This window comes from Rhodococcus sp. PD04 (assembly GCF_035918275.1).
Taxonomy (GTDB): domain Bacteria; phylum Actinomycetota; class Actinomycetes; order Mycobacteriales; family Mycobacteriaceae; genus Rhodococcus; species Rhodococcus rhodochrous.
Genome location: NZ_CP142143.1, coordinates 2,200,602 through 2,226,415, shown reverse-complemented (window position 1 = coordinate 2,226,415; position 25,814 = coordinate 2,200,602). Strand labels below are relative to the sequence as shown.

Annotated in this window: 20 protein-coding genes; 12 read left to right on the top strand and 8 right to left on the bottom strand. The window is 69.6% G+C overall.

All coding sequences use genetic code 11. The features are described from left to right. Positions 1-3: 3 nt before the first annotated feature. From U9J23_RS10260 to U9J23_RS10250, 3 genes are all read left to right on the top strand, one after another. Positions 4-363 carry a DUF3099 domain-containing protein gene (locus U9J23_RS10260; protein WP_059381275.1) on the top strand — a complete coding sequence of 120 codons (360 nt, stop codon included), beginning with the start codon at positions 4-6 and terminating at the stop codon, positions 361-363. Between the two features lie 37 nt (positions 364-400). Then, positions 401-1,879: a DUF7782 domain-containing protein gene (locus tag U9J23_RS10255; protein WP_085468052.1), complete on the top strand. Its 1,479-nt coding sequence runs from the start codon at positions 401-403 to the stop codon at positions 1,877-1,879. 168 nt (positions 1,880-2,047) lie between these two features. Next, a complete protein-coding gene (locus U9J23_RS10250) occupies positions 2,048-3,010 on the top strand; it encodes a sigma-70 family RNA polymerase sigma factor (RefSeq protein ID WP_016692730.1) in 963 nt (320 codons plus the stop codon). Between the two features lie 102 nt (positions 3,011-3,112). On the opposite strand, the gene U9J23_RS10245 is transcribed toward U9J23_RS10250, so the two are convergent. Then, the gene (locus U9J23_RS10245) at positions 3,113-5,767 is read right to left on the bottom strand and encodes a bifunctional acetate--CoA ligase family protein/GNAT family N-acetyltransferase (protein WP_059381495.1); all 2,655 of its coding nucleotides are present in this window, start codon (positions 5,765-5,767) and stop codon (positions 3,113-3,115) included. 106 nt (positions 5,768-5,873) lie between these two features. After that, a complete protein-coding gene (locus U9J23_RS10240; protein ID WP_026061234.1) occupies positions 5,874-7,145 on the bottom strand; it encodes an acetoin utilization protein AcuC in 1,272 nt (423 codons plus the stop codon). A gap of 104 nt (positions 7,146-7,249) precedes the next feature. On the opposite strand from U9J23_RS10240, the gene U9J23_RS10235 reads away from it, so the two are divergent. Both U9J23_RS10235 and galE read left to right on the top strand, forming a co-directional pair. Then, positions 7,250-7,936 (top strand): metal-dependent transcriptional regulator, encoded by a 687-nt coding sequence (locus U9J23_RS10235; protein ID WP_016692727.1) that lies wholly within the window; start codon positions 7,250-7,252, stop codon positions 7,934-7,936. A 45-nt stretch (positions 7,937-7,981) separates the two neighbouring features. Continuing rightward, the gene (gene galE, locus U9J23_RS10230; protein WP_174479575.1) at positions 7,982-8,974 is read left to right on the top strand and encodes a UDP-glucose 4-epimerase GalE; all 993 of its coding nucleotides are present in this window, start codon (positions 7,982-7,984) and stop codon (positions 8,972-8,974) included. Between the two features lie 35 nt (positions 8,975-9,009). Here the strand turns inward: galE and U9J23_RS10225 are convergent, their stop codons facing one another. Next, positions 9,010-10,146, bottom strand: a complete 1,137-nt coding sequence (locus U9J23_RS10225) for a DUF4192 domain-containing protein (RefSeq protein ID WP_059381273.1) — start codon at positions 10,144-10,146, stop codon at positions 9,010-9,012. A gap of 169 nt (positions 10,147-10,315) precedes the next feature. Next, complete coding sequence (locus tag U9J23_RS10220) at positions 10,316-11,056, bottom strand: DUF5642 family protein (protein WP_229580087.1); 741 nt, start codon at positions 11,054-11,056, stop codon at positions 10,316-10,318. Positions 11,057-11,201: 145 nt separating this feature from the next. On the opposite strand from U9J23_RS10220, the gene U9J23_RS10215 reads away from it, so the two are divergent. From U9J23_RS10215 to U9J23_RS10200, 4 genes are all read left to right on the top strand, one after another. Then, positions 11,202-12,224: a proteasome assembly chaperone family protein gene (locus U9J23_RS10215; RefSeq protein WP_059381272.1), complete on the top strand. Its 1,023-nt coding sequence runs from the start codon at positions 11,202-11,204 to the stop codon at positions 12,222-12,224. Between the two features lie 173 nt (positions 12,225-12,397). After that, positions 12,398-13,435 carry an alpha/beta fold hydrolase gene (locus tag U9J23_RS10210; RefSeq protein WP_059381271.1) on the top strand — a complete coding sequence of 346 codons (1,038 nt, stop codon included), beginning with the start codon at positions 12,398-12,400 and terminating at the stop codon, positions 13,433-13,435. A 67-nt stretch (positions 13,436-13,502) separates the two neighbouring features. After that, positions 13,503-16,007: a DEAD/DEAH box helicase gene (locus tag U9J23_RS10205; protein WP_059381270.1), complete on the top strand. Its 2,505-nt coding sequence runs from the start codon at positions 13,503-13,505 to the stop codon at positions 16,005-16,007. Positions 16,008-16,048: 41 nt separating this feature from the next. Continuing rightward, a complete protein-coding gene (locus U9J23_RS10200) occupies positions 16,049-16,816 on the top strand; it encodes a LysR family substrate-binding domain-containing protein (protein ID WP_059381269.1) in 768 nt (255 codons plus the stop codon). Positions 16,817-16,903: 87 nt separating this feature from the next. On the opposite strand, the gene U9J23_RS10195 is transcribed toward U9J23_RS10200, so the two are convergent. Together U9J23_RS10195 and U9J23_RS10190 are read right to left on the bottom strand one after the other, a co-directional pair. Next, complete coding sequence (locus U9J23_RS10195) at positions 16,904-17,833, bottom strand: hydrogen peroxide-inducible genes activator (protein ID WP_059381268.1); 930 nt, start codon at positions 17,831-17,833, stop codon at positions 16,904-16,906. A gap of 102 nt (positions 17,834-17,935) precedes the next feature. After that, positions 17,936-18,646 (bottom strand): hypothetical protein, encoded by a 711-nt coding sequence (locus U9J23_RS10190; protein WP_059381267.1) that lies wholly within the window; start codon positions 18,644-18,646, stop codon positions 17,936-17,938. 103 nt (positions 18,647-18,749) lie between these two features. On the opposite strand from U9J23_RS10190, the gene U9J23_RS10185 reads away from it, so the two are divergent. Further along, complete coding sequence (locus U9J23_RS10185; RefSeq protein ID WP_006551320.1) at positions 18,750-19,016, top strand: hypothetical protein; 267 nt, start codon at positions 18,750-18,752, stop codon at positions 19,014-19,016. Here U9J23_RS10185 and U9J23_RS10180 read toward each other — a convergent pair. Then, positions 18,976-20,169 carry an aminotransferase family protein gene (locus tag U9J23_RS10180; RefSeq protein WP_059381492.1) on the bottom strand — a complete coding sequence of 398 codons (1,194 nt, stop codon included), beginning with the start codon at positions 20,167-20,169 and terminating at the stop codon, positions 18,976-18,978. The two genes, U9J23_RS10185 and U9J23_RS10180, sit on opposite strands and share 41 nt — an antisense overlap. Before the next feature lie 125 nt (positions 20,170-20,294). Between U9J23_RS10180 and U9J23_RS10175 the strand changes: the two genes are divergently transcribed. Both U9J23_RS10175 and hrpA read left to right on the top strand, forming a co-directional pair. Continuing rightward, positions 20,295-21,245: a TIGR03621 family F420-dependent LLM class oxidoreductase gene (locus tag U9J23_RS10175; protein WP_326602558.1), complete on the top strand. Its 951-nt coding sequence runs from the start codon at positions 20,295-20,297 to the stop codon at positions 21,243-21,245. 64 nt (positions 21,246-21,309) lie between these two features. Continuing rightward, positions 21,310-25,203, top strand: coding sequence for an ATP-dependent RNA helicase HrpA (gene hrpA / locus U9J23_RS10170; RefSeq protein ID WP_326602891.1), 3,894 nt, complete (start codon positions 21,310-21,312; stop codon positions 25,201-25,203). 43 nt (positions 25,204-25,246) lie between these two features. On the opposite strand, the gene nrdR is transcribed toward hrpA, so the two are convergent. Beyond that, positions 25,247-25,717, bottom strand: a complete 471-nt coding sequence (gene nrdR / locus U9J23_RS10165) for a transcriptional regulator NrdR (RefSeq protein WP_106199973.1) — start codon at positions 25,715-25,717, stop codon at positions 25,247-25,249. Positions 25,718-25,814 lie beyond the last annotated feature (97 nt).

The following is a 25,814-nucleotide window of genomic DNA, read 5'->3' as shown; positions in this document are numbered from 1 at the left end:
GACATGGCGAGAACTCACGGTTTCGGCGGATCCCCCGAGAACGGATCGCCCGACAACCCGGTTCTGATCACCGCGGCGGAGACGTCGCTCGAGGATCAGCACCGAGCACGGGTTCGCAAGTACCTCACCATCATGTCGGTCCGCATCCCCGCCCTGCTGCTGGCGGCGATCGCGTACGGCGTATGGGCCAATCCCTGGATCTCGATGGCGATCATCGGGGTGTCGATCCCGCTGCCGTGGATCGCCGTCCTCATCGCCAACGACCGGCCGCCGCGCCGCAAGGACGAACCGAGCCGCTGGGACGGCCGCTTCGACGACGCCCCGGCGATCGAGTCGTCCCGACACCATGTGATCGACGGCTGAGAGGGATCCCCGACGGGGCGCTTGCGAGAATGTCGTGGTGGACCGCGACCTTCTCCTGTCTCTCTGCCCGGCTCTGCGCACCGCACTGATCCGGTGCCGCTACGACCTCGACACCGTGCGGGAACTGCTCGGACCCGAGGCGCACGCCGCCCTCGGACGCAGTGAACCCGTCCCCGCCCGGCGCATCGCGCGTGGCGCGGGCGATCTCGGCGTGCTCGTGCGACTGTTCCTCCTCCAGGACACCTGCCCCGAGGACGAGGTCGCGCAGGCTCTCGCTCCGGTGACGACGGAGCAGGCCGTGCAGGCGGGGCTCGTCGAACGCGACGGCGACGGCGTGCGGGCCGCTCTCGACCTGCGACCCCTCGACGCCGGGACCGGTAGCCGCTGGGTGCTGTCCGATCTCGACGGCTCGATCCGGCCCGTCCCGACCCGGCCCGATCACGTCCTCGGCGTCGGTCAGGCCTCCCTGTCGCTGCTGCAGGCCACCCCCACCGATCGGGTGGGTTCGGTGCTCGACCTCGGCACCGGTTGCGGGGTGCAGGCCATCCGCGCCGCGGACCACGCGGACGAGGTCACCGCGACCGACATCAATCCCCGTTGCCTGACCCTGGCCGCCGCGAGCGCCGCGCTGAACGAGATCGACATCGATCTTCTCGAAGGGTCGTGGTTCGAGCCGGTCGCCGGCCGGACCTTCGACCGCATCGTCGCGAACCCGCCGTTCGTGGTGAGCGCGGGACGCGTCGAGCACAGCTACCGCGACTCCGGTCTCGACCTCGACGGCGCCAGTCGGCTCATGATCTCGCAGGCCGCCGAGCACCTGAATCCCGGCGGCACCGCCGCGATGCTCGCGTCCTGGGTGCACGTCGAGGGTGAGGACTGGCGGGCGCGGGTCGCATCGTGGTTGCCGTCACACGGCGTCGACGCCTGGATCGTGCAGCGTGATGTGGCCGATCCCGCCCTGTACGTCGGGACGTGGCTGCGCGACGGCGACGCCGATCAGCGGGAGCCGGAGGTCGCGGTGCGCGCCGAGCAGTGGCTCGACCACTTCGAGGAGCACGGCGTCGAGGGCGTCGGGTTCGGGTTCGTCTACCTGCGCCGCACCGACCTGCCGTCCGACGTGATGGCCGAGGATCTGCGGCACGCGTTCACCGATGCGCTGGGTGACGAGGCGGTCGACTACTTCCGTCGCCTCGACTGGCTGCGTACGCACGAGGTGCTCGACGCCCGTTTCGCGGTGCGGCCCGATACGGCCCTCGAGCGGGTGCACCTGCCCGGTGAGGACGGGTGGGACCAGGTGGTCGTGCGGGTGCACCGTGGTGGCGGTCCGGCCTGGCAGCACGAGGTGGACGATCTCGCGGCCGCCCTGCTCGGCGGCATGCGCGCCGACGGTCTTCCGCTCGGGGATCTCGTGTCGCTGCTCGCGGCCGCGCACGGCGAGGACGAGGACGACCTCCTCACGCAATCGGTGGGCCTCGTGCACGGCTTGGTCCGGCACGGGTTGATCGAGCCCGTCTGACCCCCTTCGGGGCGTTCCTGAGGTTCCACGATTCGGTTCTCTCAGCAACTTCTCAGGAGCTCATCGGGTTAGTGCAGGTCAGCGCGGTGGTACTCGGAGACCGACGGGAACTCCACCGCTTCGCCGGTCGTTGAACCCTGTGAGACACCACCGATGAGGAGGCACGTCATGGCACGCCCCGAAACCACCGCTCGCTTCGATTCCGACCTCGACGGTCAGAGCCCCGCAGCCGATCTCGTTCGCGTCTACCTGAACGGTATCGGACGGACTGCTCTGCTCACCGCAGCCGACGAGGTGGAACTGGCCAAGCGGATCGAGGCCGGCCTGTATGCCAAGCACCTGCTCGAGACGAAGAAGCGCCTGTCGGCCGCGAAGAAGCGCGACCTCGCGATCATCGTTCGTGAAGGACAGGCCGCTCGCAGCCACCTGCTCGAGGCCAACCTGCGCCTCGTCGTCTCGCTGGCGAAGCGTTACACCGGACGCGGTATGCCCCTGCTGGACCTCATCCAGGAGGGCAACCTCGGTCTGATCCGCGCGATGGAGAAGTTCGACTACGCGAAGGGCTTCAAGTTCTCGACCTACGCGACGTGGTGGATCCGTCAGGCCATCACCCGCGGCATGGCCGACCAGAGCCGCACGATCCGGCTCCCCGTCCACCTCGTCGAACAGGTCAACAAGCTCGCCCGCATCAAGCGTGAGCTGCACCAGCAGCTCGGCCGTGAGGCGACCGACGAGGAACTCGCCAACGAGTCGGGTATCCCCGTCGAGAAGATCGCCGACCTGCTCGACCACAGCCGCGACCCGGTGAGCCTCGACATGCCCGTCGGCAACGACGAGGAGGCCCCGCTGGGCGACTTCATCGAGGACGCCGAGGCGACGTCCGCCGAGACCGCCGTCATCGCCGGCCTGCTGCACAGCGACGTCCGCAGCGTCCTCGCAACGCTCGACGAGCGCGAACAGCAGGTCATCCGGCTGCGCTACGGCCTCGACGACGGTCAGCCCCGCACCCTCGATCAGATCGGCAAGCTCTTCGGGCTCTCCCGTGAGCGTGTCCGCCAGATCGAACGCGAAGTGATGGCCAAGCTCCGCGAAGGAGACCGCGCCGAGCGTCTTCGCGCCTACGCCAGCTGACCGGGCGCGTCAGCGGTATCCGATCCCCGAGAACCGGGCTGGGTTCTCGGGGATCGTTGCTGTCCGGGGTGTCCCGCCGGGAGTCGTCGCCCCGGCCTCACGTCAGCGCAGACGGCGCGGTCCGAGGTCCAGCGGGTGCGGTTCGGGCCCGATCCGCACGTGCGCGTCGGTGAGTTCGGCTCCCACCACCGAGGCCAGCACCGGCTCGCACACCAGCTCGCGTACCTCGGGAAGGTCGTCGGCGAGCGCCGAGATCCGCTGGACGAAGTCGACGAGCGCCGGCTTGTTCACGGGCGCGGCGTTGCGGTAGCCCGACAGCAGCGGCGCCGCCTTCGGAGCATCGATCAGCTCGACCGCCTCGTCCTCCGTGAGCGGTAGGACCCGGTAGGCCCGGTCGCCGAGCAGGTCGGAGATCACACCGGCGAGACCGAACGAGATGAGCGAACCGAACGACGGGTCGTCCTGCACACGGATCGCGCACCCGATGCCCTTGTGGGCCATCCGCTGCACGTGCATCAACGGCTCCCCGGAGACCGCGGCCAGGTCGCGATAGGCGATCCGCACCGAATCCGCGTCGACGAGATCGAGCCGGACCCCGCTCAGGTCGGGCCGGTGCCGCCACTGGGCACCGGTGGCCTTGACCGCCACGGGGAAACCGATCTCCTCCGCCGCCTCGACCGCCTCCTCCTCGGTGGTGACCGCGCGGAAGTCCGCGACCTCGACCCCGTAGCAGGACAGCAGCAGCGCCGCCTCGGTGTCCGACAGGTAGCGACCCTCCGGAGTCGTCTCGAGCCAGCCGTCCACGAGCGCGCGGGCACGCTCGGGATCGATGCCCGCCGGTCGCACGACCTGCGAGGGCGGACGACTGCGCCACTTCGCGTACCGCCAGGCCCGTCCCAGGGCGAGCGCGGCTCGTTCCGGACCGGGATAGGACGGCACGGATCCGCGGGTCGGGTTGCCGTCCGGTCCGCGCACGGCCAGGACGTCGGGGATGCCCTCGGTCGCCAGGAAGGTCGTGACCACCGGCTTCTCCGACCCGGCGACGGCGTCGCGCAGGGCCTGCGCGTAGGGCTGGACGTCGACGGCGACCGGTGGGACGAAGACCGCGATCACCGAGTCGACATCGGGTGAGTCGAGCGCCCGGGCGACGGCTTCGGCGAATTCCTCGGGCGACGCCTGCGCGCCGAGATCCACCGCGTCCGGTGCCTGCAGACCCTGGCCGCGGGCGGCGTCGACGGCGAGCAGACCCAGGGCGGTGGAGTTGCCGACCACGGCGACGCGGGGACCCGCGGGCAGCGGCTGGTAACCGAACAGCAGCGCCGAGTCGAAGAGCTGGCCGATGGACTCGACCTGGACGACACCGGCCTGCTCGAACAGGTATCGCACGATGGTGTCGTCCATCTCCCCCGTCCGCGCGGCGAGCGCCGGCGGCACCGCGTGGCGGCCGCTCTTGACGGCGACGATCGGTTTGCTACGCGCCACCCGCCGCGCGATGCGCGAGAACTTGCGCGGGTTGCCGAAGCTCTCCAGATACAGCAGCACCACTTCGGTGGCGGGATCGGTGTCCCAGTACTGCAGCAGGTCGTTGCCGGACAGGTCGGCGCGGTTACCGGCCGAGACGAAGGACGACAGCCCGACCCCCGTCTTGGCGGCCTCGTCGAGGATGGCGATGCCGAGGGCACCGGACTGGCAGAAGAAGCCGACGTTGCCGGCTGCCGGGAGCACGGGTGCGAGGGTCGCGTTGAGCCGGACCGCGGGATCGTTGTTGGCGACACCGAGAGCATTCGGCCCGATGAGGCGCATACCGTGCGACCGCGCGGCCAGGGTGAGCCGCCGCTCGGCGTCGCGGCCTTCCGGTCCGGTCTCGCCGAAACCCGACGAGACGACGAGCAGCGCCTTGACGCCCTTCGCGAGACAGTCGTCGAGCACCGAGTCGATCGATTCGGCGGGTACGGCGGCGACGGCGAGGTCGATCTCGTCGGGGATGTCGCGGACCGTCGGGTAGGCGCGGACCCCCCGGACGGACCGGTGTTCGGCGTTGACCGGGTAGACCGGCCCGGTGAACCCGCTGCGCAGCATGTTCACCAGCACGGCGTTGCCCACCTTGCGGCTGTCGGTGGACGCACCGATGACGGCGACACTGCCGGGGCCGAGGATGTTTCGCACGCTGCGCGCCTCGGCGGCGCGTTCGCGCGCGTTGCGGACGGAGACGAGGGCCTCGGTGGGATCGATCGCGAATTCGAGCCGGACGACTCCTCCTTCGAAGCTGCGGCTGACCTGGTAGCCGGCTTCCCGGAAGACCGTGATCATGTGCCGGTTCTCGGCGAGCACCTCGGCGACGAAGGTGTGCAGTCCGTTCTCGGCGGCCGCGCCGGCGAGGTGTTCGAGCAGGATCGGACCGAGGCCGCGGCCCTGGTGGGCATCGGCGACGGTGAAGGCCACCTCGGCGGAGAGACCGTCGCCCTCGTTCGTGAGTCCCTCGTACCGACCGACGGCGATGATCTCGTCGCCGAGCACCGCGACGAACGCCACGCGGGACTTGTGGTCGACGACCGTGAAGTTGAACAGGTCCTTCTTCGAGATCGTCGGGTACGGACCGAAGTACCGCAGATAGCGGGTGCGTTCGGACAGTTTGCTGTGGAAGGCGACGATCGCGTCGGCGTCCTCGGGGACGATCGGCCGCAGGTGTACGACACCGCCGTCCGAGGCCAGCACGTCTGCGACCCAGTGCCGCGGATAGTCGCGGGCGCGCGCCAGCGCCGCCTCGCGCGCGGGGTCGGTCTCCCCCGCCGTCCCGGCACCCTGCGCGGGGGCCGCGCCCGTCGCAGACGCGGAGTCCGGTGCCGCCGAGGGATTCTGCCGGTCAGTCACGGGGGTCCTCCGGGTCCAGGCCGAGCAGCGGGAAGGCCGCCCGCCTCGTGGCGATGATCGCCGAATCGATGCGGGTCAGTGCGCGGTCCAGGGACGCGATCCCCGTTTCCGGTGTGCCACCGGGACCGTCCCACGGCAGGTACGAGACGTCGGAGCCCTCCCCCATGACCGTGGGCAGTTCGACACTCGGGGCGAGAGCACCGACGCGCTCGCTCCAGTCCGCCGGGACCGGGGTGCTCAGGTCGATCTCGCGGTCCAGCGCCGCGGCGATCAGGTGGGTCCACGCGCGCGGCACCACCCGCACGAGGCCGTAACCGCCGCCGCCCACGGCGAGCCAGCGACCCTCGCAGTAGCGGTCGGCGAGATCGCGCATCGCGAGATACGACGCGCGCTGGCCGTCGACGGTCAGGGAGAGATCGGCCAGAGGGTCCTCGCGGTGGCTGTCGGCACCGCACTGACTGATGAGGATCTGGGGGCGGAACGCCGCGACCGCGCCCGGCACGACGGCATGGAAGGCGCGCAACCACAACGCGTCCACGGTGCCCGGCAGCACCGGCAGATTGATGGCGGTGCCCTCGGCCGGACCCGAACCGACCTCGCTGGACCACCCGGTGTTGGGCCACAGCGTCGCGGGATGCTGGTGCAGGGAGATGGTCAGGACGCGGGGATCGCCGAGGAAGGCGTGCTGCACACCGTCGCCGTGGTGAGCGTCGACGTCGATGTAGGCGATGCGGTCGTAGCCGTGGTCGAGCAGCCACGAGATCGCGATGGCGGCGTCGTTGTAGACGCAGAACCCGGCGGCCCAGTCGGCCATCGCGTGGTGCATGCCGCCCCCGATGCTCACCGCGCGGCGGGCCCGGCCGCTCGCGATCTCGCGTGCGGCCGCGAGGGTTCCCCCGGCGAGCGTCGCGCTGGCCTCGTGCATACGGGGGAAGATCGGGTTGTCCTCGGTGCCGAGACCGTGGGGTGCGTCGGCCGGGGGTGCCGCTCCCTCCGGAGCGGAGCCCGCGCGCTTGACCGCGTCGACGTAGGAAGCGGTGTGGATGCGCAGCAGATCGGTGTCGTCCGCAGGGGACGGGCGGACCGTCTCGACGCCCTCGAGGAGACCGAGACTGCGGGACAGCGCCATCGTGAGATCGAGGCGCGTGGGATTCATCGGATGTGTCGGACCCCACCGGTAATCGAGGTAGTCGGGGCTCCACACCACTATCCGATCGCCGCTCAGCTGTGTCGTACCGCCCGCCGCGGTGGAGCTCGTGGTCATGGACACAGACGCTACTGGTCCACCCACCGACATGCGAGCCTCGGAGGGCGCCCCCACCGTCCTGTTCGCACGGTTAGAATCGGCCCAGACGAAGGGGTGTGAGAGTGAAGGACCTGGTCGATACAACGGAGATGTATCTCCGGACCATCTACGACTTGGAAGAGGAAGGCGTGGTGCCGCTGCGCGCGCGTATCGCCGAGCGCCTCGAACAGAGCGGACCGACGGTCAGCCAGACCGTGGCCCGTATGGAACGCGACGGCCTGCTCCGGGTCGCCGGCGACCGCCACCTGCAGCTCACCGAGAAGGGCCGCGATCTCGCGGTCTCGGTCATGCGCAAGCACCGGCTCGCCGAACGGCTTCTCGTGGACGTGATCGGTCTCGACTGGGAGAACGTGCACGCCGAGGCGTGTCGCTGGGAGCACGTGATGAGCGAGGAGGTCGAGCGCCGCCTCGTGGAGGTGCTCAACAACCCGACCACCTCCCCCTACGGCAATCCGATCCCGGGACTGGCGCAGCTCGGTCTCGACCGCACGGCGGTCCTCGACGAGAAACTGGTGCGGCTGACGGAGATCCCGCACGGCAAGCCGACCGCGGTCGTGGTGCGCCGGCTCGCGGAGTACGTCCAGTCCGACCCCGAGGTCATCGCGCGACTGCGTGAGGCCGGTGTGGTCCCGGACGCGCGGGTTACAGTCGAGACGCGACCGGGCTCGGTGTCCATCACCGTGGCCGGTCACGACAGCTTCGAGCTTTCCGACGAGATGGCCCACGCCGTGCAGGTGAAGCAGGTCTGACACAGACCCCTTTTCGCATGTCCGGTACGGGCATGCGAAAAGGGGATGTCCAGCGTGAGACTTCTGGTGACCGGCGGCGCCGGCTATGTGGGCAGCGTGTGCACGACCGTGCTGCTCGAGCAGGGCCACGATGTCGTGGTCGTCGACGACCTGTCCACCGGGAACGCCGAGGCGGTGCCCACCGGTGCCGAGTTCGTCGAGGGCGACATCGCGGCCGTCGCCGACGAACTGCTCTCCGGATCCCGTTTCGACGGCGTCCTCCACTTCGGTGCACAGTCCCTCGTCGGCGAGTCGGTGGAGTTCCCCGAGAAGTACTGGCAGGGCAACGTGGTGACCACTCTCGCCCTGCTCGAGGCCATCCGTCGCTCGGGTACCCCGCGGTTGGTGTTCTCCTCCACCGCCGCGACCTACGGCGAACCCGACAGCGTGCCGATCACCGAGGACGCGCCCACCCGGCCGACCAACCCGTACGGTGCGTCGAAGCTCGCCATCGATCATGCGATCTCCTCGTATGCGCACGCCCACGGTCTCGCGGCGACGAGCCTGCGGTACTTCAACGTTGCCGGCGCCTACGGCGGTGCCGGGGAGAACCGGGTCGTCGAGACGCATCTGATCCCGCTGGTACTGCAGGTCGCTCTCGGTGTGCGCGATCACATCTCGGTCTTCGGCACCGACTGGCCGACCAAGGACGGCACCGCGGTGCGCGACTACATCCACGTGAAGGACCTCGCCGACGCCCACGTGCTGGCTCTGACGAAGTCCGAGCCCGGCCGCCACGGCATCTACAACCTCGGCAGCGGCGAGGGTTTCACCGTCCGCGAGGTCATCTCGGCATGCGAGCGGGTCACGGGCCTGCCGATCGCAGCGGTCGACGCGCCGCGCCGCGCCGGTGATCCGGCCGTGCTCATCGCCTCGAGCGGTCGCGCGATCTCCGAACTCGGGTGGAACCCCCAGCACACCGATCTCGACGAGATCGTCTCCGATGCGTGGGAGTTCACCCGCGCCCTCGGCGACCGGTTGCACGCCGCTCGACGCTGATCGAGCGCACGACCCGACCGCGCACACGGCTCCGGTCAGGACGGTTCGTCGCCGCGCGGCAGTTCGAGTCCCAACCGCGCCGCGATCTCGTGACCGGTCTCCGCGAGGCCGCGGATCGACTCGGGTCGCAGTCCCGCCTGCAGGGCCTGGTCGAGTAGATCCGAAAGCCGGTGGCGGGGATCGGATTCGAGGGCCGCTGCGAGTGCGACCCCGGCGAGCGGACCATCGCCGCGCACGTAGGCACCGAAGCCGACGAGCGCGGCGGCATCGGCCCGCTCCGGATCGGGCAGGGCGCGGGCGAGCTCGGTCCACAAGCGCTCCGCCGGCCGTGCGAGCGGTCCGGTCGCGAGCCCCATGGCGGCGTCCCGCACCGTGCGGTTGGCGAGCAGGACGGCCAGTTCGGCGATGTCGGACGCACTGGGATCCGTTCCGGCGGCGTACGTCTCGATGTGCGCGAGCACGGTTTCGAGTTCGAGACGGTCGGCGCGTTCACCACCGCCCTCGCGGGCACAGCGCTCGTACTCGCGGTCGCGAGTTTCGACGACCTCGTCGATGCACCGCGCGACCTCCTGCCGAACCGCCGGCGGATACGGCGCGAGCAGGGCGGCGAGTTCGGTGCGGGAGCCGCGGATCGGGCTGCCCTCGAACACCCGGGCCGCCGCGACCACCGAGGACCCGGGATCGGCCACGCTGCCGGTGATGTCCTGGCCGGGCACGAACCAGGTCGCTCCACCGGAGATCTCCGGTAGCGCATACACCCCCGCCAGGTCGATGCCGACGGCGTCGAGACGATCGGCGAAGTCGTCGACGAGCCTGCACACGTCGGCGATCACCGGATCGTGCCGGTCGATGAGATCGTCGTCCACGAGAACGGCCACCACCGATTCGGCGCCCTCGCGGGCACAGACGGCGCAGAAGCGCCGGAACGCCGCGCGCATGAGTTCCGGGACCGGCTCCCCGGGCCGGGGCAGGACGAGGTCGTGTCGCATCACGGCGCCGATACTCGCCACCTTCCCGTTCGGGCGGGTCGGGGCGTCACCGGTCGGGGTCAGGCACATCACGACGATCGAGCGCGTCGGCGGGAACCCCATCAGTGCGGGCAGGGCGGCGATCACGTCACCGACATCGGTGAGACGGAGCGGATGCGACGACGAAGGCGTGGAAGTTGTCATGCTCGGACCGTGGCCCATCGGTCCGAGCGGAAAGCGGCTCCCGGGGCCGTTCCGCGGCCTTCTGGGGATGAACCGGCCGGCTGTGGACAACTCCGCGACCGGCATCGTCGACCCGTGCCGAACGGACGATCCCGTCGGTGAGCGCTGTTAGGGTGCGCACCCGGCCCCGTCAGGGGCGGGCGGCGAAGTCGACGGCCTCCCGGAACACGAGGTCGAGATTGTCGGCGTCGGGCGGCGCCGCGTCGAAGGACAGGTACGTGACCGTCACACGCACGTCCTCGATCTGCGCGATCCGCGCGGCCATCGACTGCGTCATGCCACCCGATCCCCTGCCGGAGTCGACCGTGCGGGTCAGGGCCAGCGTCTCGGCCCCGTCGACGGCTATGGCGGGATCGTCGCCGAGGACGGTCGAGACGGTCGAGGTGATCCCCCGCACGGTGGCGTCCACCTGCGAGCACTCGGTGAGATAGGTGCGGTACTCGCCGAGATCCGGAGCGGAACGGGTGACCTCGACACTGATCGTCGCGCGACCGGCGTTGTCGGTACCGACCACCATGGCGGTGCTCTCCGGGCCGTAATCCTGCGCGGGCGGCAGACATCCGCCCGGATCGACCTTCGAACCGGGCTGGATCCCGGTCAGGTCGGGCGCCGCCTGCGCCACCGCCTCCGGCGGGAGGACCACCGCGACGTACGGTTCGGGAAAACGTTCGGGGGGCAGCACCAGATCGCCGGGTGCCCGGACGATCGCGGGTGCGGACGCAGGTGCGGTTGCCGTCAGGGCCGCCGGCTCGGGCCTGGGATCGCCGGAGACGGTCTGGGAGCAGGCGGATGCGAGCACCAGGCAGGCGGCCGCCACCGCGCTCCGACCGGCCGATGCGCGGTGCCTCGGACGAGTGTCGCGTCGGGTCACCCGAACCTCCCTCGGTCGTCGACGTCGGGCAGGATGTGCGCCCCGGAATCGGTCGTCGTGGCGTCAATTAGACTCGAACACCACCATGCCACGTCGGGTGACCCGACGGAGAGCCGAGACGAAGTGTGATCGGAGTGGTTCGCAGATGGACGAGCAGTCCCGCATGTACGAGCTGGAATTCCCGGCTCCGCAACTCACCTCCCCGGACGGTGAGGGGCCGGTCCTCGTGCACGGTCTCGAAGGGTTCGCCGACGCGGGACACGCGGTGCGGCTGGCGACCACACATCTGCGCGAGAGTCTCGAGACCGAACTCGTCGCGTCGTTCGCCGTCGACGAACTGATCGACTACCGGTCGCGTCGCCCGCTCATGACGTTCAAGGCCGACCACTTCTCGGACTACGCCGAGCCGGAGTTGAATCTGTACGCACTCATCGACGAGGCGGGCACCCCGTTCCTGCTCCTCGCAGGTGCCGAGCCGGATCTGAAGTGGGAGCGCTTCATCACCGCAGTGCGGTTGCTCGCCGAGCAGTTCGGGGTGCGGCGGACGATCGGGCTCAACGCGATCCCCATGGCGATCCCTCACACCCGGCCGTTGGCGGTCACCGCGCACTCGACGAACAAGGACCTCATCGCGGGCCACCACCGTTGGTCGGGCGAGCTGCAGGTGCCCGCAGGAGTGTCGTCGCTGCTCGAATACCGGATGGGACAGCACGGGCACGAGTCCGTGGGCTTCTCGGTGCACGTGCCGCACTATCTCGCCCAGACCGACTATCCGGCGGCCGCCGAGACGTTGCTGACGAACGTCGCCGAGGTCGGTGGTCTCGATCTGCCGCTGCAGGCGCTCGGTGAGGCCGCAGCGCGGGTGCGGGAACAGATCGACGAGCACATCGAGGACAACGCCGAGGTCCTCGGGGTGGTGCACGCGCTCGAGCGGCAGTACGACAGCTACGTGGCCGCCCAGGAACAACAGACCTCTCCCCTGCCGACCGACGAGAGTCTGCCGACGGGTGAGGAGATCGGGGCGGAGTTCGAGCGGTTCCTCGCCGAATACGACCGGCGTGGCACCGACCCCGGCGACGATCTCCCCGGTCCGGGCGACGGAGGAACCGGCGGCGGTGGGTTCGGCGAGCTCGGTCCGGACGACGGGGACGATTCCGCTCCGCGCTGACGCCACGACGGGTCCGCCGGATGTTTCATGATCGTCACAATCGTCGTTGTCGACGTCACATACAGGCGGTACGCTTCGGCGGCATGCCACAGTGGTAGTCGTGTCCGATTCCCGGCGACGGGTCGGGCAGCCCGGCTACCACCACGCGATCACCGACGTCGCAGGAGACGCTCATGGTTCCACCGCGCGCCCGGACGCTCCGCCCGGTTCCGGACAACGAACCCCGCATCGTGTTCCGCACGATCCACGGTTACCGACGCGCATTCCGCATGGCCGGCAGCGGTCCCGCACTGCTGCTCGTACACGGCATCGGTGACGACTCGTCGACCTGGCAGGACGTGATCCCGCACCTGGCGGAGAAGTACACCGTGATCGCTCCCGACCTGCTCGGGCACGGTCGCTCCGACAAGCCGCGGGCCGACTACTCGGTGGCCGCCTACGCGAACGGCATGCGCGACCTGCTGTCGGTCCTCGGGATCGAATCGGTCACGGTGATCGGCCATTCCCTCGGCGGCGGGGTGGCGATGCAGTTCGCCTACCAGTTCCCCCACATGGTCGAGCGTCTCGTGCTCGTCGCCTCCGGCGGGGTCACCAAGGACGTTCATCCCGCCCTGCGCCTGATCTCGGTGCCGATCGTCAGCGAAGCGCTGCGGGTCCTGCGGCTGCCCGGGGCGATGCCCGTCCTGCGCGCTGCCGGCGCGGTACTGAACCGGGTCAACGGATCACCGCTGCGGCCCGGTGCCCTGCTGCACGACACCTCGGATCTGGTGCGCGTACTGGGGAACCTCCCCGACCCCACGGCCTACGAAGCGTATCTGCGTACGCTGCGTGCGGTGGTCGACTGGCGCGGTCAGGTGGTGACCATGCTCGACCGCTGTTATCTGACGGAGAACCTTCCCGTCCAGCTCATCTGGGGCGATCACGACAGTGTCATCCCCATCGCCCACGGCTATCTCGCGCATTCGGCCATGCCCGGTTCACGTCTCGAGGTCTTCCGGGGCTCCGGCCACTTCCCGTTCCGCGACGACCCGATGCGCTTCCTGCGGGTGGTCGAGAACTTCCTGGAGACCACCGCTCCCCTGGAGTTCGACCTCGACCGCTGGCGTCGGCTCCTCGTGTCGGGTGTGAGCGAGTCGCAGATCTCCGGTGGCCCGGAGACCCGCATGGCGGTGCTCGGCGCGATGGGTTCGGACGAGCGCAGCGCCACCTGACCTGCACTACACGCAGGGCCACGCGACCCGCTCCGGTGGGTCGGGTCCTTCCGACTAGCCTGGAGAAGTGCTGCTTCCCGATCTGATACCCGACCCCGTCGACGACGACGCGCTGTTCGACGCGTTCACCACCTGGACGACGGATCGGGGCATCTCGCTGTATCCGGCGCAGGAGGAAGCGCTCATGGAGCTCGTCGCCGGCTCCAACGTCATCCTCGCCACGCCCACCGGCTCGGGAAAGTCGATGGTGGCGCTCGGCGCGCACTTCTTCGCGCTCGCTGCCGGGAAGCGCACCTTCTACACCGCCCCGATCAAGGCGCTCGTGAGCGAGAAGTTCTTCGCCCTGTGCGACGTCTTCGGTGCCGACAAGGTCGGCATGATGACCGGCGACGCATCGGTCAACGCCGGAGCGCCGATCATCTGCGCGACCGCGGAGATCGTCGCGAATCTCGCGTTGCGCGAAGGACCGGACTCCGACATCGGCCAGGTCGTGATGGACGAGTTCCACTTCTACTCCGAACCCGACCGCGGGTGGGCGTGGCAGGTTCCGCTCATCGAGTTGCCGCACGCGCAGTTCCTGCTCATGTCCGCGACGCTCGGCGACGTGACCTTCCTGCAGAAGGATCTGACCCGCCGCACCGGACGGCCGACGATGGAGGTCTCGGGCTCCGAACGCCCCGTCCCGCTGACCTTCTCGTACTCGCAGGCACCCATCGGTGAAGCGATCGAAGAACTCGTCACCACGCATCAGGCGCCCGTCTACGTCGTGCACTTCACCCAGGCGGCGGCCCTCGAGCGCGCCCAGGCCCTGACCAGCGTGAACATGTGCACGAAGGCCGAGAAGGAGGCGATCGCCACCGCGCTGGGCGACTTCCGGTTCTCCACCGGCTTCGGCAAGACCCTCTCGCGTCTCGTCCGGCACGGTATCGGTGTGCACCACGCGGGCATGCTGCCGAAGTACCGGCGCCTGATCGAGAAGCTCGCGCAGGACGGGCTCCTGAAGGTCATCTGCGGCACCGACACGCTCGGCGTCGGCATCAACGTGCCGATCCGCACCGTGTTGCTCACGGGCCTGACGAAGTTCGACGGCACCCGCACCCGGCAGCTCAAGGCGCGCGAGTTCCACCAGATCGCCGGTCGCGCAGGCCGCGCGGGATACGACACGATGGGCACGGTCGTCGTGCAGGCCCCCGAGCACGAGATCGAGAACGTCCGGGCGCTCGCCAAGGCCGGGGACGACCCGAAGAAGCGCCGGAAGGTGCAGCGCAAGAAGGCTCCCGAAGGGTTCGTCTCGTGGGGTGAGGGCACCTTCGACAAGCTGATCGCGGCTTCGCCCGAACCGCTGCAGTCACGCTTCTCGGTGAGCAACTCGATGCTGCTCAACGTCATTGCGCGACCGGGCAACTGCTTCGACGCGATGCGGCACCTGCTCGAGGACAACCACGAACCCCGTCCGGCGCAGCGCAAGCACATCCTCAAGGCGATCTCGCTGTACCGGGGCCTGCTCCAGGCGGGTGTGGTGCAGCAACTCGACGAGCCCGACGAGTTCGGGCGCCGGGCCCGCCTCACCGTCGACCTGCAACGCGACTTCGCGCTCAACCAGCCGCTGTCGCCGTTCGCCCTCGCAGCGATCGAACTGCTCGACGTCGACTCCCCCACCTACGCACTCGATGTGGTGTCGGTCATCGAGTCGACGCTCGACGATCCCCGTCAGGTGCTCATGGCGCAGCAGCATGCCGCACGCGGTGAGGCCGTCGCGCAGATGAAGGCCGACGGCATCGAGTACGACGAGCGGATGGAACTGCTCGAGGAGATCACCTGGCCCAAGCCGCTCGTGGAGTTGCTCGAGCCGGCCTTCGAGACGTACCGGGGTGGGCATCCCTGGGTGTCGGAGTTCCCCCTGTCCCCGAAGTCGGTGGTGCGCGACATGATCGAGCGCAGCATGACCTTCTCCGAGATGGTCTCGCACTACGGCCTGGCCCGCTCCGAGGGGCTGGTCCTGCGCTATCTCGCCGACGCCTACCGCGCGCTGCGGCAGACGGTGCCGGACGCCGCGCGCACGGAGGAACTCGAGGACATCATCGAGTGGCTCGGCGAGCTGATCCGGCAGGTCGACTCGTCGTTGCTCGACGAGTGGGAGTCCCTCACCCATCCCGGGGTGGAATCCGACGACCAGCAGATCGCGTTCGGCGTCGACTCCCCTCGCCCGTTGTCCGCGAATGTCCGCGCGTTCAAGGTCATGGTCCGCAACGCGATGTTCAAGCGGGTCGAACTGGCCTCGCGTCGACGCTGGGACGAACTCGCGGCCCTCGGCGACGGTCTCGACGCCGAGGACTGGGAGGACCTGCTCGAGCTGTACTTCGACGAGTACGACGAGATCGGCACCGGCCCCGACGCGCGTGGACCGCTGCTGTTCACCGTCGAGATGGGTCCCGAGTTGTGGCGGGTGCGTCAGACCCTGCACGATCCGCAGGGCGATCACGGCTGGGCGTTGATCGGCGAGGTGAACCTCGGCGAGTCCGATGCGGCCGGTGAAGTGGTGTTCGACGAGTTCGAGATCGTCGAGGGCTGATCGTCGTAGGCGGCGGACCTCGGGAGCGGTAGCCTGACTCGGTGAGCGAACCGACCGTGCAACCCTTCCGCTTGGCCTACGTCCCGGGTGTCACCCCCGCGAAGTGGGTGCGGGTGTGGAACGAGCGGATGCCGGACGTCCCGATCGAACTGGTCCCCGTCGATCCCACGGCCGGTGCGGATCCGCTTCGCGAGGACGTCGCCGACATCGCGCTGCTGCGCCTGCCGTTGCAGCGGGACGGCCTGTCGGTCATCCCGCTCTACACCGAGGTCTCCGTCGTGGTGGTGCCCAAGGAGCACGTGTTCGCGGCGGTCGACGAGGTGTCGGTGTCCGACCTCGCCGACGAGACGGTGCTGCATCCGCTCGACGACGTGCTCGACTGGGTCGCCCTCCCCGGTGAGGAGGCCTTCGAGCGGCCCGCGACCACCGAGGACGCGATCTCGCACGTCGCCTCGGAGGTGGGTGTACTCGTCACGCCGCAGTCGCTCGCCCGCCTGCACCACCGCCGCGACCTGACCTACCGTCCCGTCGTCGACGCGCCCGCGTCCCAGGTGGGTCTCGTGTGGGTCACCGACCGGACCACCGATCACGTCGACGAGTTCGTGGGCATCGTCCGGGGACGGACGGCCAACAGTTCCCGTGGCCGCCGCAGCGATTCCGAGCCGGACGCCGAGTCGGGCGGCACCTCGCGTCGTGGCGAACGCAAGGGCTCGACCCCGAAGCGCCGCGCGCCCGAGCCCAAGACGTCCCGCCGGGCGGGGACGTCCGCGCGGAAGCGCCCCGGGAAGCCCCGGCGCGGTAAGCGCTGATCGATACCGCCGCGGTAAGCGTTGATCGACACTGCCGCGGTAAGCGTTGATCGACACTGCCGCGGTCGGCGCTGATCGGGGTCTTCGTCAGGAGACGGGGCGGCAGGTCGGCGGGACGCAGCCGCGGATCGTGTCGGCGAGGATGCGGTAGTCGACTCCGCGTGGGGACGACGAGCGGAACACCAGCCCGATCCGGCGGCCGGGTGCCGGGTCCGCGAAGTGCGCGACCTCGAGGTCTCCCCGGGCAGTTTCGACGGCGACCGCGGAGGCCGGGACGAGGGTGATGCCCAATCGTCCTGCGACGCAGCGCACCACGGTGGACAGGGAGGTCGCACGGGTGTCGCCGAGTGCCGGTCGCGCGTCGACGGACCGGCACAGGTCGAGTGTCTGGTCGCGCAGGCAGTGACCTTCGTCGAGCAGGAGCAGCTGTGCGTCGTCGAGTGCGGAGACCGAGAGGTCGGTGCGCCCGGCGAGTTCGTGTCCGGTCGGTAGGACGAGGACGAAATCCTCGTCGTACAGCGGCACTTCGATGACACCCGAGACGTCTGCGGGGAGGGCGAGGACGGCGACGTCGAGGGTTCCGGCGCGCAGTGCGTCGAGGAGACGCGCGGTCTGGTCCTCGACGACCTGCAGCGACAGCGCCGGCATCGCCCGGTCGAGTGCGGGCAGGATCTCGGGCAGGACGTAGGGCGCGACGGTGGGGATCAGGCCCACCCGCAGCGGGCCCGAGAGTCCGTCGGACACGCCTGCGGCCGCGTCGACGAAGCCGTCGGCGGCGTCGAGTACCACCTCCGCGTAGGGAAGCAGGCGCGCTCCCACCGGTGTCACGAGCACGCGGCGGGTGCTCCGCTCGATGAGCTGGACGCCGAGGCCGTTCTCGAGAGCCGCCAGGCCCTGGGACAGGGTGGGCTGGCTGACCTCGAGTCGCGCTGCTGCCGTGCCGAAGTGGCGGTAGGTGGCCACCGCGACGAAGGCACGCAGCTGCGAGAGGGTGGGCTGGTAGCTCTGATCGGTCACGCCTATCAGTGTAGTGCGACCTATCGCCTTTACCTTTCGCAACTATCGGACGGTCGTGCGTCGACCACGAGACGGGGCGCTCGCTGCGCCGACTGCCAGGTCCTACGACGCCGAGCCCGCCGCTCTTCCGGCAGCCAGGTCGTCCTCGTCGAGCACGACCTCGATCTCGCCACCGAACTCCACCCCGGGAGCGAGCGGCAGCCGGTCGCCGCTCCAGAACCGGCCGGGGTCGTACCAGTTGCTCCCCCGGTGCCGTTGCCGCAGCAACCCCATCTCCTCCAGCGTCAACCCCACCACCTCGGCGCAGTACGCGCTCTCGAGCCCACCGGACGGGACTGCAGCTCGGCGACGGCGCGGGAGCCGGCCCGCGAACCATCGCCCCGTGAGTTTCGTCGTCGACGGGAACGGTGTGCCGTCGAGCCGCGCGATCGTGCGCAGCAGCTGGTCCTCCTGGTCCGGGGTGACCGCCACCGAGATCTGCCGCAGCCAACCGCGCTGGCCGTAACGCGCGGCCCACACCTGCACCGCGCTGCGCAGGTCGTGCAACTGCACGCCGCGCTGGTGCCGCCCGGTCCACATGTCCGGGAGACTGCGTCCGAGCTCGGCGTGCCACATCAGCGGCGGCAGGTCCTCGAGCGCGACCGTCATCCCCACGTGGTTGACCGGTGCGTTGGTCAGCGTCTGGATCGCTCGGTCGGCCGGGGCGGCGCCGCGGAAGATCCACAGGTCCCCCGTGCGGGTCGTCGCCACGGCCTCGTCGAGGGTGAGACGCGAACGCGCACCGGCGGACCGATCTGCCGACGAAGTGTCCATGCCGTCAGCCTGCCATGCCCGACGGCCGCTGTGGTCGTCCCCATGACCCCGACGGACCGCTGGGGTCGTCCCCATGGCCCCGACGGCCGCTAGGGTCGTCCCCATGGCACTGCGCGGTGGCAAGTGGTGGAAGCTCGTCGGACTCGCCGGGATCGTGGGAGTCGCGGCGACCGGTGCTGTCGCCGCCCGCAACGAGCGACAGCGACGGAACTACAGCCCCGACGAGGTGCGTTCGGTGCTGCACGAGCGCTATGCCCGTTCGCTCGCCGCACGCGACGGCAGCGCCGAACTCCCCCTCGCCGAGGTACCGATCGGGCCGAAGGAACGGATCAGCCGAGTGCTGCGGCGATTCCGTCGGCGAGATCGGTGATCTGCTCGTCGGTCATCACGAACGACGGGGAGATCTGCATCGCGCCCTGACCGGCCGCGCGTCCCGAGATCCCGTGCTGTCGCAGGGTTTTGACGAAACCGAGAGCTTCGGACGGATCGGCGAGCTGCACGGCCGCCACCGCACCGAGACCGCTGCGCACCTCGGCCACCCGCGGATGATCCGCCAGCGGAGCGAGCTTGTCGTGCAGAGTCCGTTCGATCCGCGCCGCCTCGGTGAGCAGATCCTCGCGCTCGATGATGTCGAGGTTGGCGAGCGCGGCCGCCGCAGCAGCGGCGTGCCCACCGTAGGTGTAACCGTGGCGCCACCACACGTCTCCGGCGAAGAACGGTTCGGCGACGCGCGGAGCGACGAACAGGGCGCCCATCGGCAGGTAGCCGGAGGTGAGTCCCTTGGCGGTGGTGACCATGTCGGGAGCCAGGTCGAATCGTGACGACGCGAACCACGAACCACCGATACGACCGAAACCGGTGACGACCTCGTCGACGACGAACAGGATGTCGTGGTCGCGGCAGATGTCGCGGATCTCGGCGAGATAGCCGTCCGGCGGCAGGTACACCCCGCCCGCACCGATGACGGGTTCGCAGAAGAAGGCCGCGATGGAGTCGGCACCGACCGAATCGATGAGTTCGAGCAGCGCCTTGGCGTCGTCCCAGGCAACCCGCGCGGTGTCCTCCCACAGGCGGCCGTAGCCCTCCCCGTTGACGGGGATACCGGCGAGCGAGGTGCCACCGACGTGCATGCCGTGGTACGCCTTCTCACGCGAGACCAGCAGCCGCTTGCCGGGCTTGCCGACCTCCTGCCAGTAACGCCGCGCGAGCTTGGCCGCCGAGTCTACGGAGTCGGATCCACCCGAAGTGAAGAAGATCTTGCTGCCGGGGACCGGGGCGATCCCCGCGAGACGCTCGGCGAGTTCGACCGCGGGCTCGGAGGTCAGGTCGCCGAAGTTCGAATAGTGGGCGAGCTTCGCGACCTGCGCTGCGATCGCCTCGCCGATCTCGGTACGGCCGTGACCGACATTGGTGAACCACAGTCCGGCGGTGGCATCGAGATAACGGTTGCCGGCGTCGTCCCAGATGTAGGCGCCTTCCCCGCGCGACACGACGAATGCGCCGTCCCGTTCGATCGCGCCCATATCGGCGAATCCGTGCCACAACGCACCCACGACCAACTCCCGTCCACGACGATCACGACACCCGTCATCGTATGCGGAGGAAACGACTCTGGCGCCGGAGGCCCGAACCCACCACCCTGGGAGCCATGACCGAGTTCCGCTTCTCCGTCAACATCTTCGAGGTCGGGTCCCCCGACGGGTTCGCTCGCTGGTGCCGCGCCGTGGAGGACGCCGGCTTCGACGCGGTGTACGCGGCCGACCACCTCGGTGTCCCTGCACCGTTCCCCGTCCTGGTCGCCGCCGCCGGCGCCACCGAGCGCATGCGGGTCGGCACGATGGTGCTCAACGCCGGTTTCTGGAGTCCGGCACTGCTCGCTCGCGAGATCGCGACCACCGATCTGCTCACCGGCGGGCGGCTCGAGGTCGGCCTCGGCGCAGGCCACATGAGATGGGAGTTCGAGGCGGCCGGGATCGAATGGGAACGCTTCGACGAACGAGCCCAGCGACTCGAATCCACCGTGCAGGAACTGCAGCGATCGTTCACCGGGCCCGGTTTCGACGAGCAGGCGGCGCTGCGCGAAGCGTTCGACCTGCCCGTGCTCCGTCCGGTGCAGCGGCGCGGATTCGGCGGCTACGGCCCGCCCCTGATCGTCGGAGGCACCGGCGACCGGATCCTCGCCGTCGCCGCCGCCCACGCCGACATCGTGAGCGTCGCGGGCGCCGTCCAGCTGCCGGGGAAGCCACCGGGGACGTTCCGCATCGCCACCGCGACCGAGGCCGACGACCGTGTCGCGTTCGCGCGGGCGCGGGCCGGCGACCGGGTCGACGACATCGAGTGGCACACCCTGCTCCAGGCGGTCGTCGAGACCGACGACCGGGCGGGCACCGCCGCCGCGCTCGCCGAGCGGTTCGAGCACACGATCGACGCCGACGATCTGCTCGACTCGCCGTTCGTGCTGATCGGCACGGTCGACGAGATGGCCGGGCAGATCCTGCGCAGCCGGGAGCGCTACGGGTTCACCCACTTCACGGTCCATGCCCCGTACCGGGAGATCTTCGGTGAGGTGATCGGCCGGGTACGCGTCTCGGCGGGCTGACCACCGGAGCCTGCCCTCCCCGACCGGCCCCGACCGGGCCGTTTCGCTAGGCTGTGTGATCAGCATGTCCATCTCCCCCGCCCCGAATCGTCGCGAACTGCGCGCCGCCCTGTCCGAGGTCTCCCTCCGCGACGAGAACCGCCTCCGTCGCAGGCTCGACCGGGCGCGGGGCAGCGAGGCGCTGACCAAGGTCGCCGCCGAGATCGAGACCGCTCGCACCCGGCTCGCGTCCCGCGCGTCGTCGGTCCCGCAGATCCGCTATCCCGAGGATCTGCCGGTCTCGCAGCGCAAGGACGACATCGCCGCCGCGATCCGCGACCACCAGGTCGTGGTGGTCGCCGGTGAGACCGGTTCGGGCAAGACGACGCAGATCCCGAAGATCTGTCTCGAACTCGGGCGCGGGGTTCGCGGCCTGATCGGCCACACCCAGCCGCGCCGTATCGCCGCACGGGCCGTCGCCGAGCGACTCGCGGAGGAACTGGGCACCGAGCTCGGCGACACCGTCGGGTACACGGTGCGCTTCAACGATCAGGTCACCGAGTCGACACTCGTCAAGCTGATGACCGACGGCATCCTCCTCGCCGAGATCCAGCGCGACCGGCTGCTGCGTCAGTACGACACGCTCATCATCGACGAGGCGCACGAGCGCAGCCTCAACATCGATTTCCTGCTCGGCTACCTCGCGCAGCTGCTTCCGCGTCGCCCCGACCTGAAGGTGATCATCACCTCGGCGACGATCGACCCCGAACGTTTCGCGCGCCACTTCGCCGACGCGAACGGCACGCCCGCGCCCATCGTCGAGGTCTCCGGCCGCACCTACCCCGTCGAGGTGCGTTACCGCCCGCTGACCGTCGAGGTAGGCGACACGCTCGTCGACCGCGATCCCGTCGACGCGGTGTGCGAGGCCGTCGAGGAACTCCAGCGCGAGGGTGACGGCGACATCCTGGTCTTCCTCTCCGGCGAGCGCGAGATCCGCGACACCACCGACGCACTGCGCGACCGCAAGCTGCGCAACACCGAGATCCTCCCGCTCTACGGACGCCTGTCGGCGGCCGAACAGCACCGGGTCTTCGCACCGCACACGGGCCGGCGGGTCGTGTTGTCCACCAACGTCGCCGAGACGTCCCTGACGGTTCCCGGCATCCGCTACGTCGTCGACCCCGGCACCGCCCGCATTTCGCGGTATTCGGTGCGGACGAAGGTGCAGCGACTGCCGATCGAGCCGATCTCGCAGGCCTCGGCGCGTCAGCGTGCCGGACGGTGCGGTCGCGTCGCCGACGGTATCTGCATCCGGCTGTACTCGGAGGACGACTTCGACGGTCGGCCGGAATTCACCGAACCCGAGATCCTGCGCACCAACCTTGCGTCGGTCGTGCTGCAGATGACGGCGCTCGGTCTCGGCGACATCGAGGCGTTCCCGTTCGTGGAGGCACCGGATCCCCGCGCGATCCGCGACGGCATCGCTCTGCTCGAGGAACTCGGCGCGCTCGAACCCGCGAAGAAGGGCGGGACGCCGCGCCTGACCGCGACGGGCCGCGAGATCGCCCGGCTGCCCGTCGATCCGCGCATGGCCCGGATGATCGTCGAGGGCCACCGCAACGGATGCCTGCGCGAGGTCCTCATCATCGTCGCGGCCCTGTCGATCCAGGACGTGCGCGAGCGCCCGACCGAGTTCCAGCAGGCCGCCGACGAGAAGCACGCGCGGTTCGCGGTCGAGGGCTCGGACTTCCTGGCCTTCCTGCGGCTGTGGGACTACCTGAAGGAACAACGGCGGGAACTGTCGTCGAGCAGGTTCCGCAGGTTGTGCCGCGACGAGTTCCTGCACTGGCTGCGGATCCGCGAGTGGCAGGACCTACAGGGGCAGCTGCGTCAGATCACCGTCGACATGGGCTGGCAGACGCACCATCGCGACGTGAACCCCGACGACGTCCACAAGTCGATGCTCGCAGGTCTGCTGTCGCACATCGGTCTTCGCGAGGGCGACAAGCGCGACTTCCTCGGTGCCCGCGGCGCGCGGTTCGCGATCTTCCCGGGGTCGTCGCTGTTCAAGAAGCCACCGCGCTGGGTGATGGCGGCCGAACTCGTGGAGACCTCACGGCTGTGGGCCCGGACGGCTGCGCGCATCGAACCCGAGTGGGTCGAGAAGCTCGCCCCGCACCTGGTCAAGCGCACCTACTCGGAGCCGCACTGGTCCACGCGCCGCGAATCGGCGATGGCCTACGAACGCGTCACGCTCTACGGCATCCCCCTGGTCGCCCAGCGTCCCGTGCCGTACGGACGGATCGATCCGGAGGTCTCGCGCGAACTGTTCATCCGCCATGCCCTCGTGCAGGGCGAATGGCGCACGCAGCACAAGTTCTTCCACGACAACCGGGCGCTGCTCGAGGACGTCGAGGAACTCGAACACCGTGCGCGCCGCCGCGACATCGTCGTCGACGACGAGACCCTGTTCGACTTCTACGACCAGCGGGTCGGCCCGGAAGCGATCTCGGCCCGGCACTTCGACACGTGGTGGAAGAAGACCCGGAGGCAACAACCCGACCTGCTGACGTTCACGCCCGACACCGTGGTGAACCAGGACGCCGCGTCGGTGCTCGAAGGCGACTACCCGGATGCGTGGCGCCAGGGTGAGATCCAGTTCCCCCTCACCTACCAGTTCGAGCCGGGCACGGAGGAGGACGGTGTCACCGCCCGCGTCCCCGTCGCGCTGCTCGCGAACCTCAAGTCCGTCGGTTTCGACTGGCTGGTACCCGGGATGCGGACCGAGCTGGTCACGGCCCTCATCAAGACCCTGCCGAAACATCTTCGGAGACAGGTCGTCCCGGCTCCGGATTTCGCGGCGGCCGCGCTCGCGTCGGTGACGCCCCGCTCCGAACCGCTCGTCAACGCGATGGCCCGCGAACTGTCCCGGCTCGGACGGTGCACGATCGAACCCTCGGACTTCGATCCCGGGGCGTTGCCCGACCATCTGCGGATGACCTTCGCCGCGGTCGACGAGCGCGGTACCGTGCTCGGCCGCAGCAAGAGCCTGGCGGCGCTGCGGAAGAAGTTGGCTCCGCGGGTCGAAGCGGAGGTCTCACGCGCCGCGGCGGGCACCGAGCGTCCCGCGGCGGTGGTGTGGACGGCCGAGACCCTCGGGAACCTGCCGGAGACCGTCACCCGCGAGGTCGGCGGCCGGAAGGTCACCGGTTATCCCGCCCTCGTCGCGGAGAAGGACGGCGTCGCGGTGCGCGTGCTCAGCACACCGCAGGCCCAGCAGAACGCGACACGGCAAGGGCTGCGCGCCCTGCTGCTCTCGTCGGCACCGACGAAGGCGAAGGCCGTGACCTCGGGGCTGACCAACATGGAGCGCCTCGCGCTCGGACGGAATCCGGACGGCTCGTTCGAGGCGTTGATCGAGGACTGCCGTGCCTGCGCGGTGGACGAACTCATCGCCGCACACGGCGCACCCGTGCGCACGCCCGAAGAGTTCGAGGCGCTCGCGGCCACGGTGCGCTCCCATCTGCCGGGACGAGTCGCCCGCCTGCTGAAAGCGGTTGTGCCCGTACTGTCCCACGCTCACGAGGTGGGTGTGCTCCTCGATCGGTCGAACGGCGAGGCGGCCGACGACGTACGCGAACAACTGCAGTCGTTGCTGTTCCCCGGTTTCGTCACCGATCTGGGGTCGCGGCGGATCGCCGACCTGCCGCGCTATCTCGCCGCGGCCACGCAACGCCTCGAGGCGCTGCCGGCGAGCGCGCATCGTGACGCTGCGGGAATGGATGTGCTCGATCGCGTCTACGGCGCCTACGACAAGTTGCTCGCGCGACTGCCGGAGGAACGGCGTGCCGCACCCGAGGTGGTCGAGATCTACTGGATGATCGAGGAACTGCGCGTGAGCCTGTTCGCGCAGGGTCTCGGAACGCGGGTCCCGGTGTCGGAGAAGCGCGTCCTGAAGGCGATCGACGGGATCCGGTAGCGACCGGACCGGCCGGCGTGCGGGTCGGCTTCGACCGGGCCGCTCAGTCGGTCTCGACCGAGCGGGACTTCTTGTGCTCGCGCAGTTCCTGGATCTCGCGTTCGAAATCCTCTGCGGAACTGAAGGAACGGTAGACCGAGGCGAATCGCAGATAGGCGACCTCGTCGAGGTCGCGTAGGGGTCCGAGGATCGCCAGCCCCACCTCGTGGCTCGGAACCTCGGGTGATCCCTTCGCCCGTACCGCGTCCTCGACCTGCTGCGCGAGTTTGTTGAGCGCATCGTTGTCGACATCGCGTCCCTGGCAGGCGCGGGCCACGCCACGCACGACCTTCTCGCGGCTGAAGGGCTCGGTCACGCCGCTGCGCTTGACGACGGACAGCACGGCCGTTTCGACTGTGGTGAAGCGGCGCCCACATTCGGGACACGCCCGCCGACGACGGATCGCGGCACCCTCGTCTGCCTCACGCGAATCGACCACCCGGGAATCGGGGTGGCGGCAATACGGGCAGTACATGTCGGTTCCTTCGTCGTGCCCGTGCGGGTCGCGACGTCGGCGCCGAAGCAATGTCTCCCGACCGGAACCGTCTCCACCCGCGAGTGGGCCGACACCG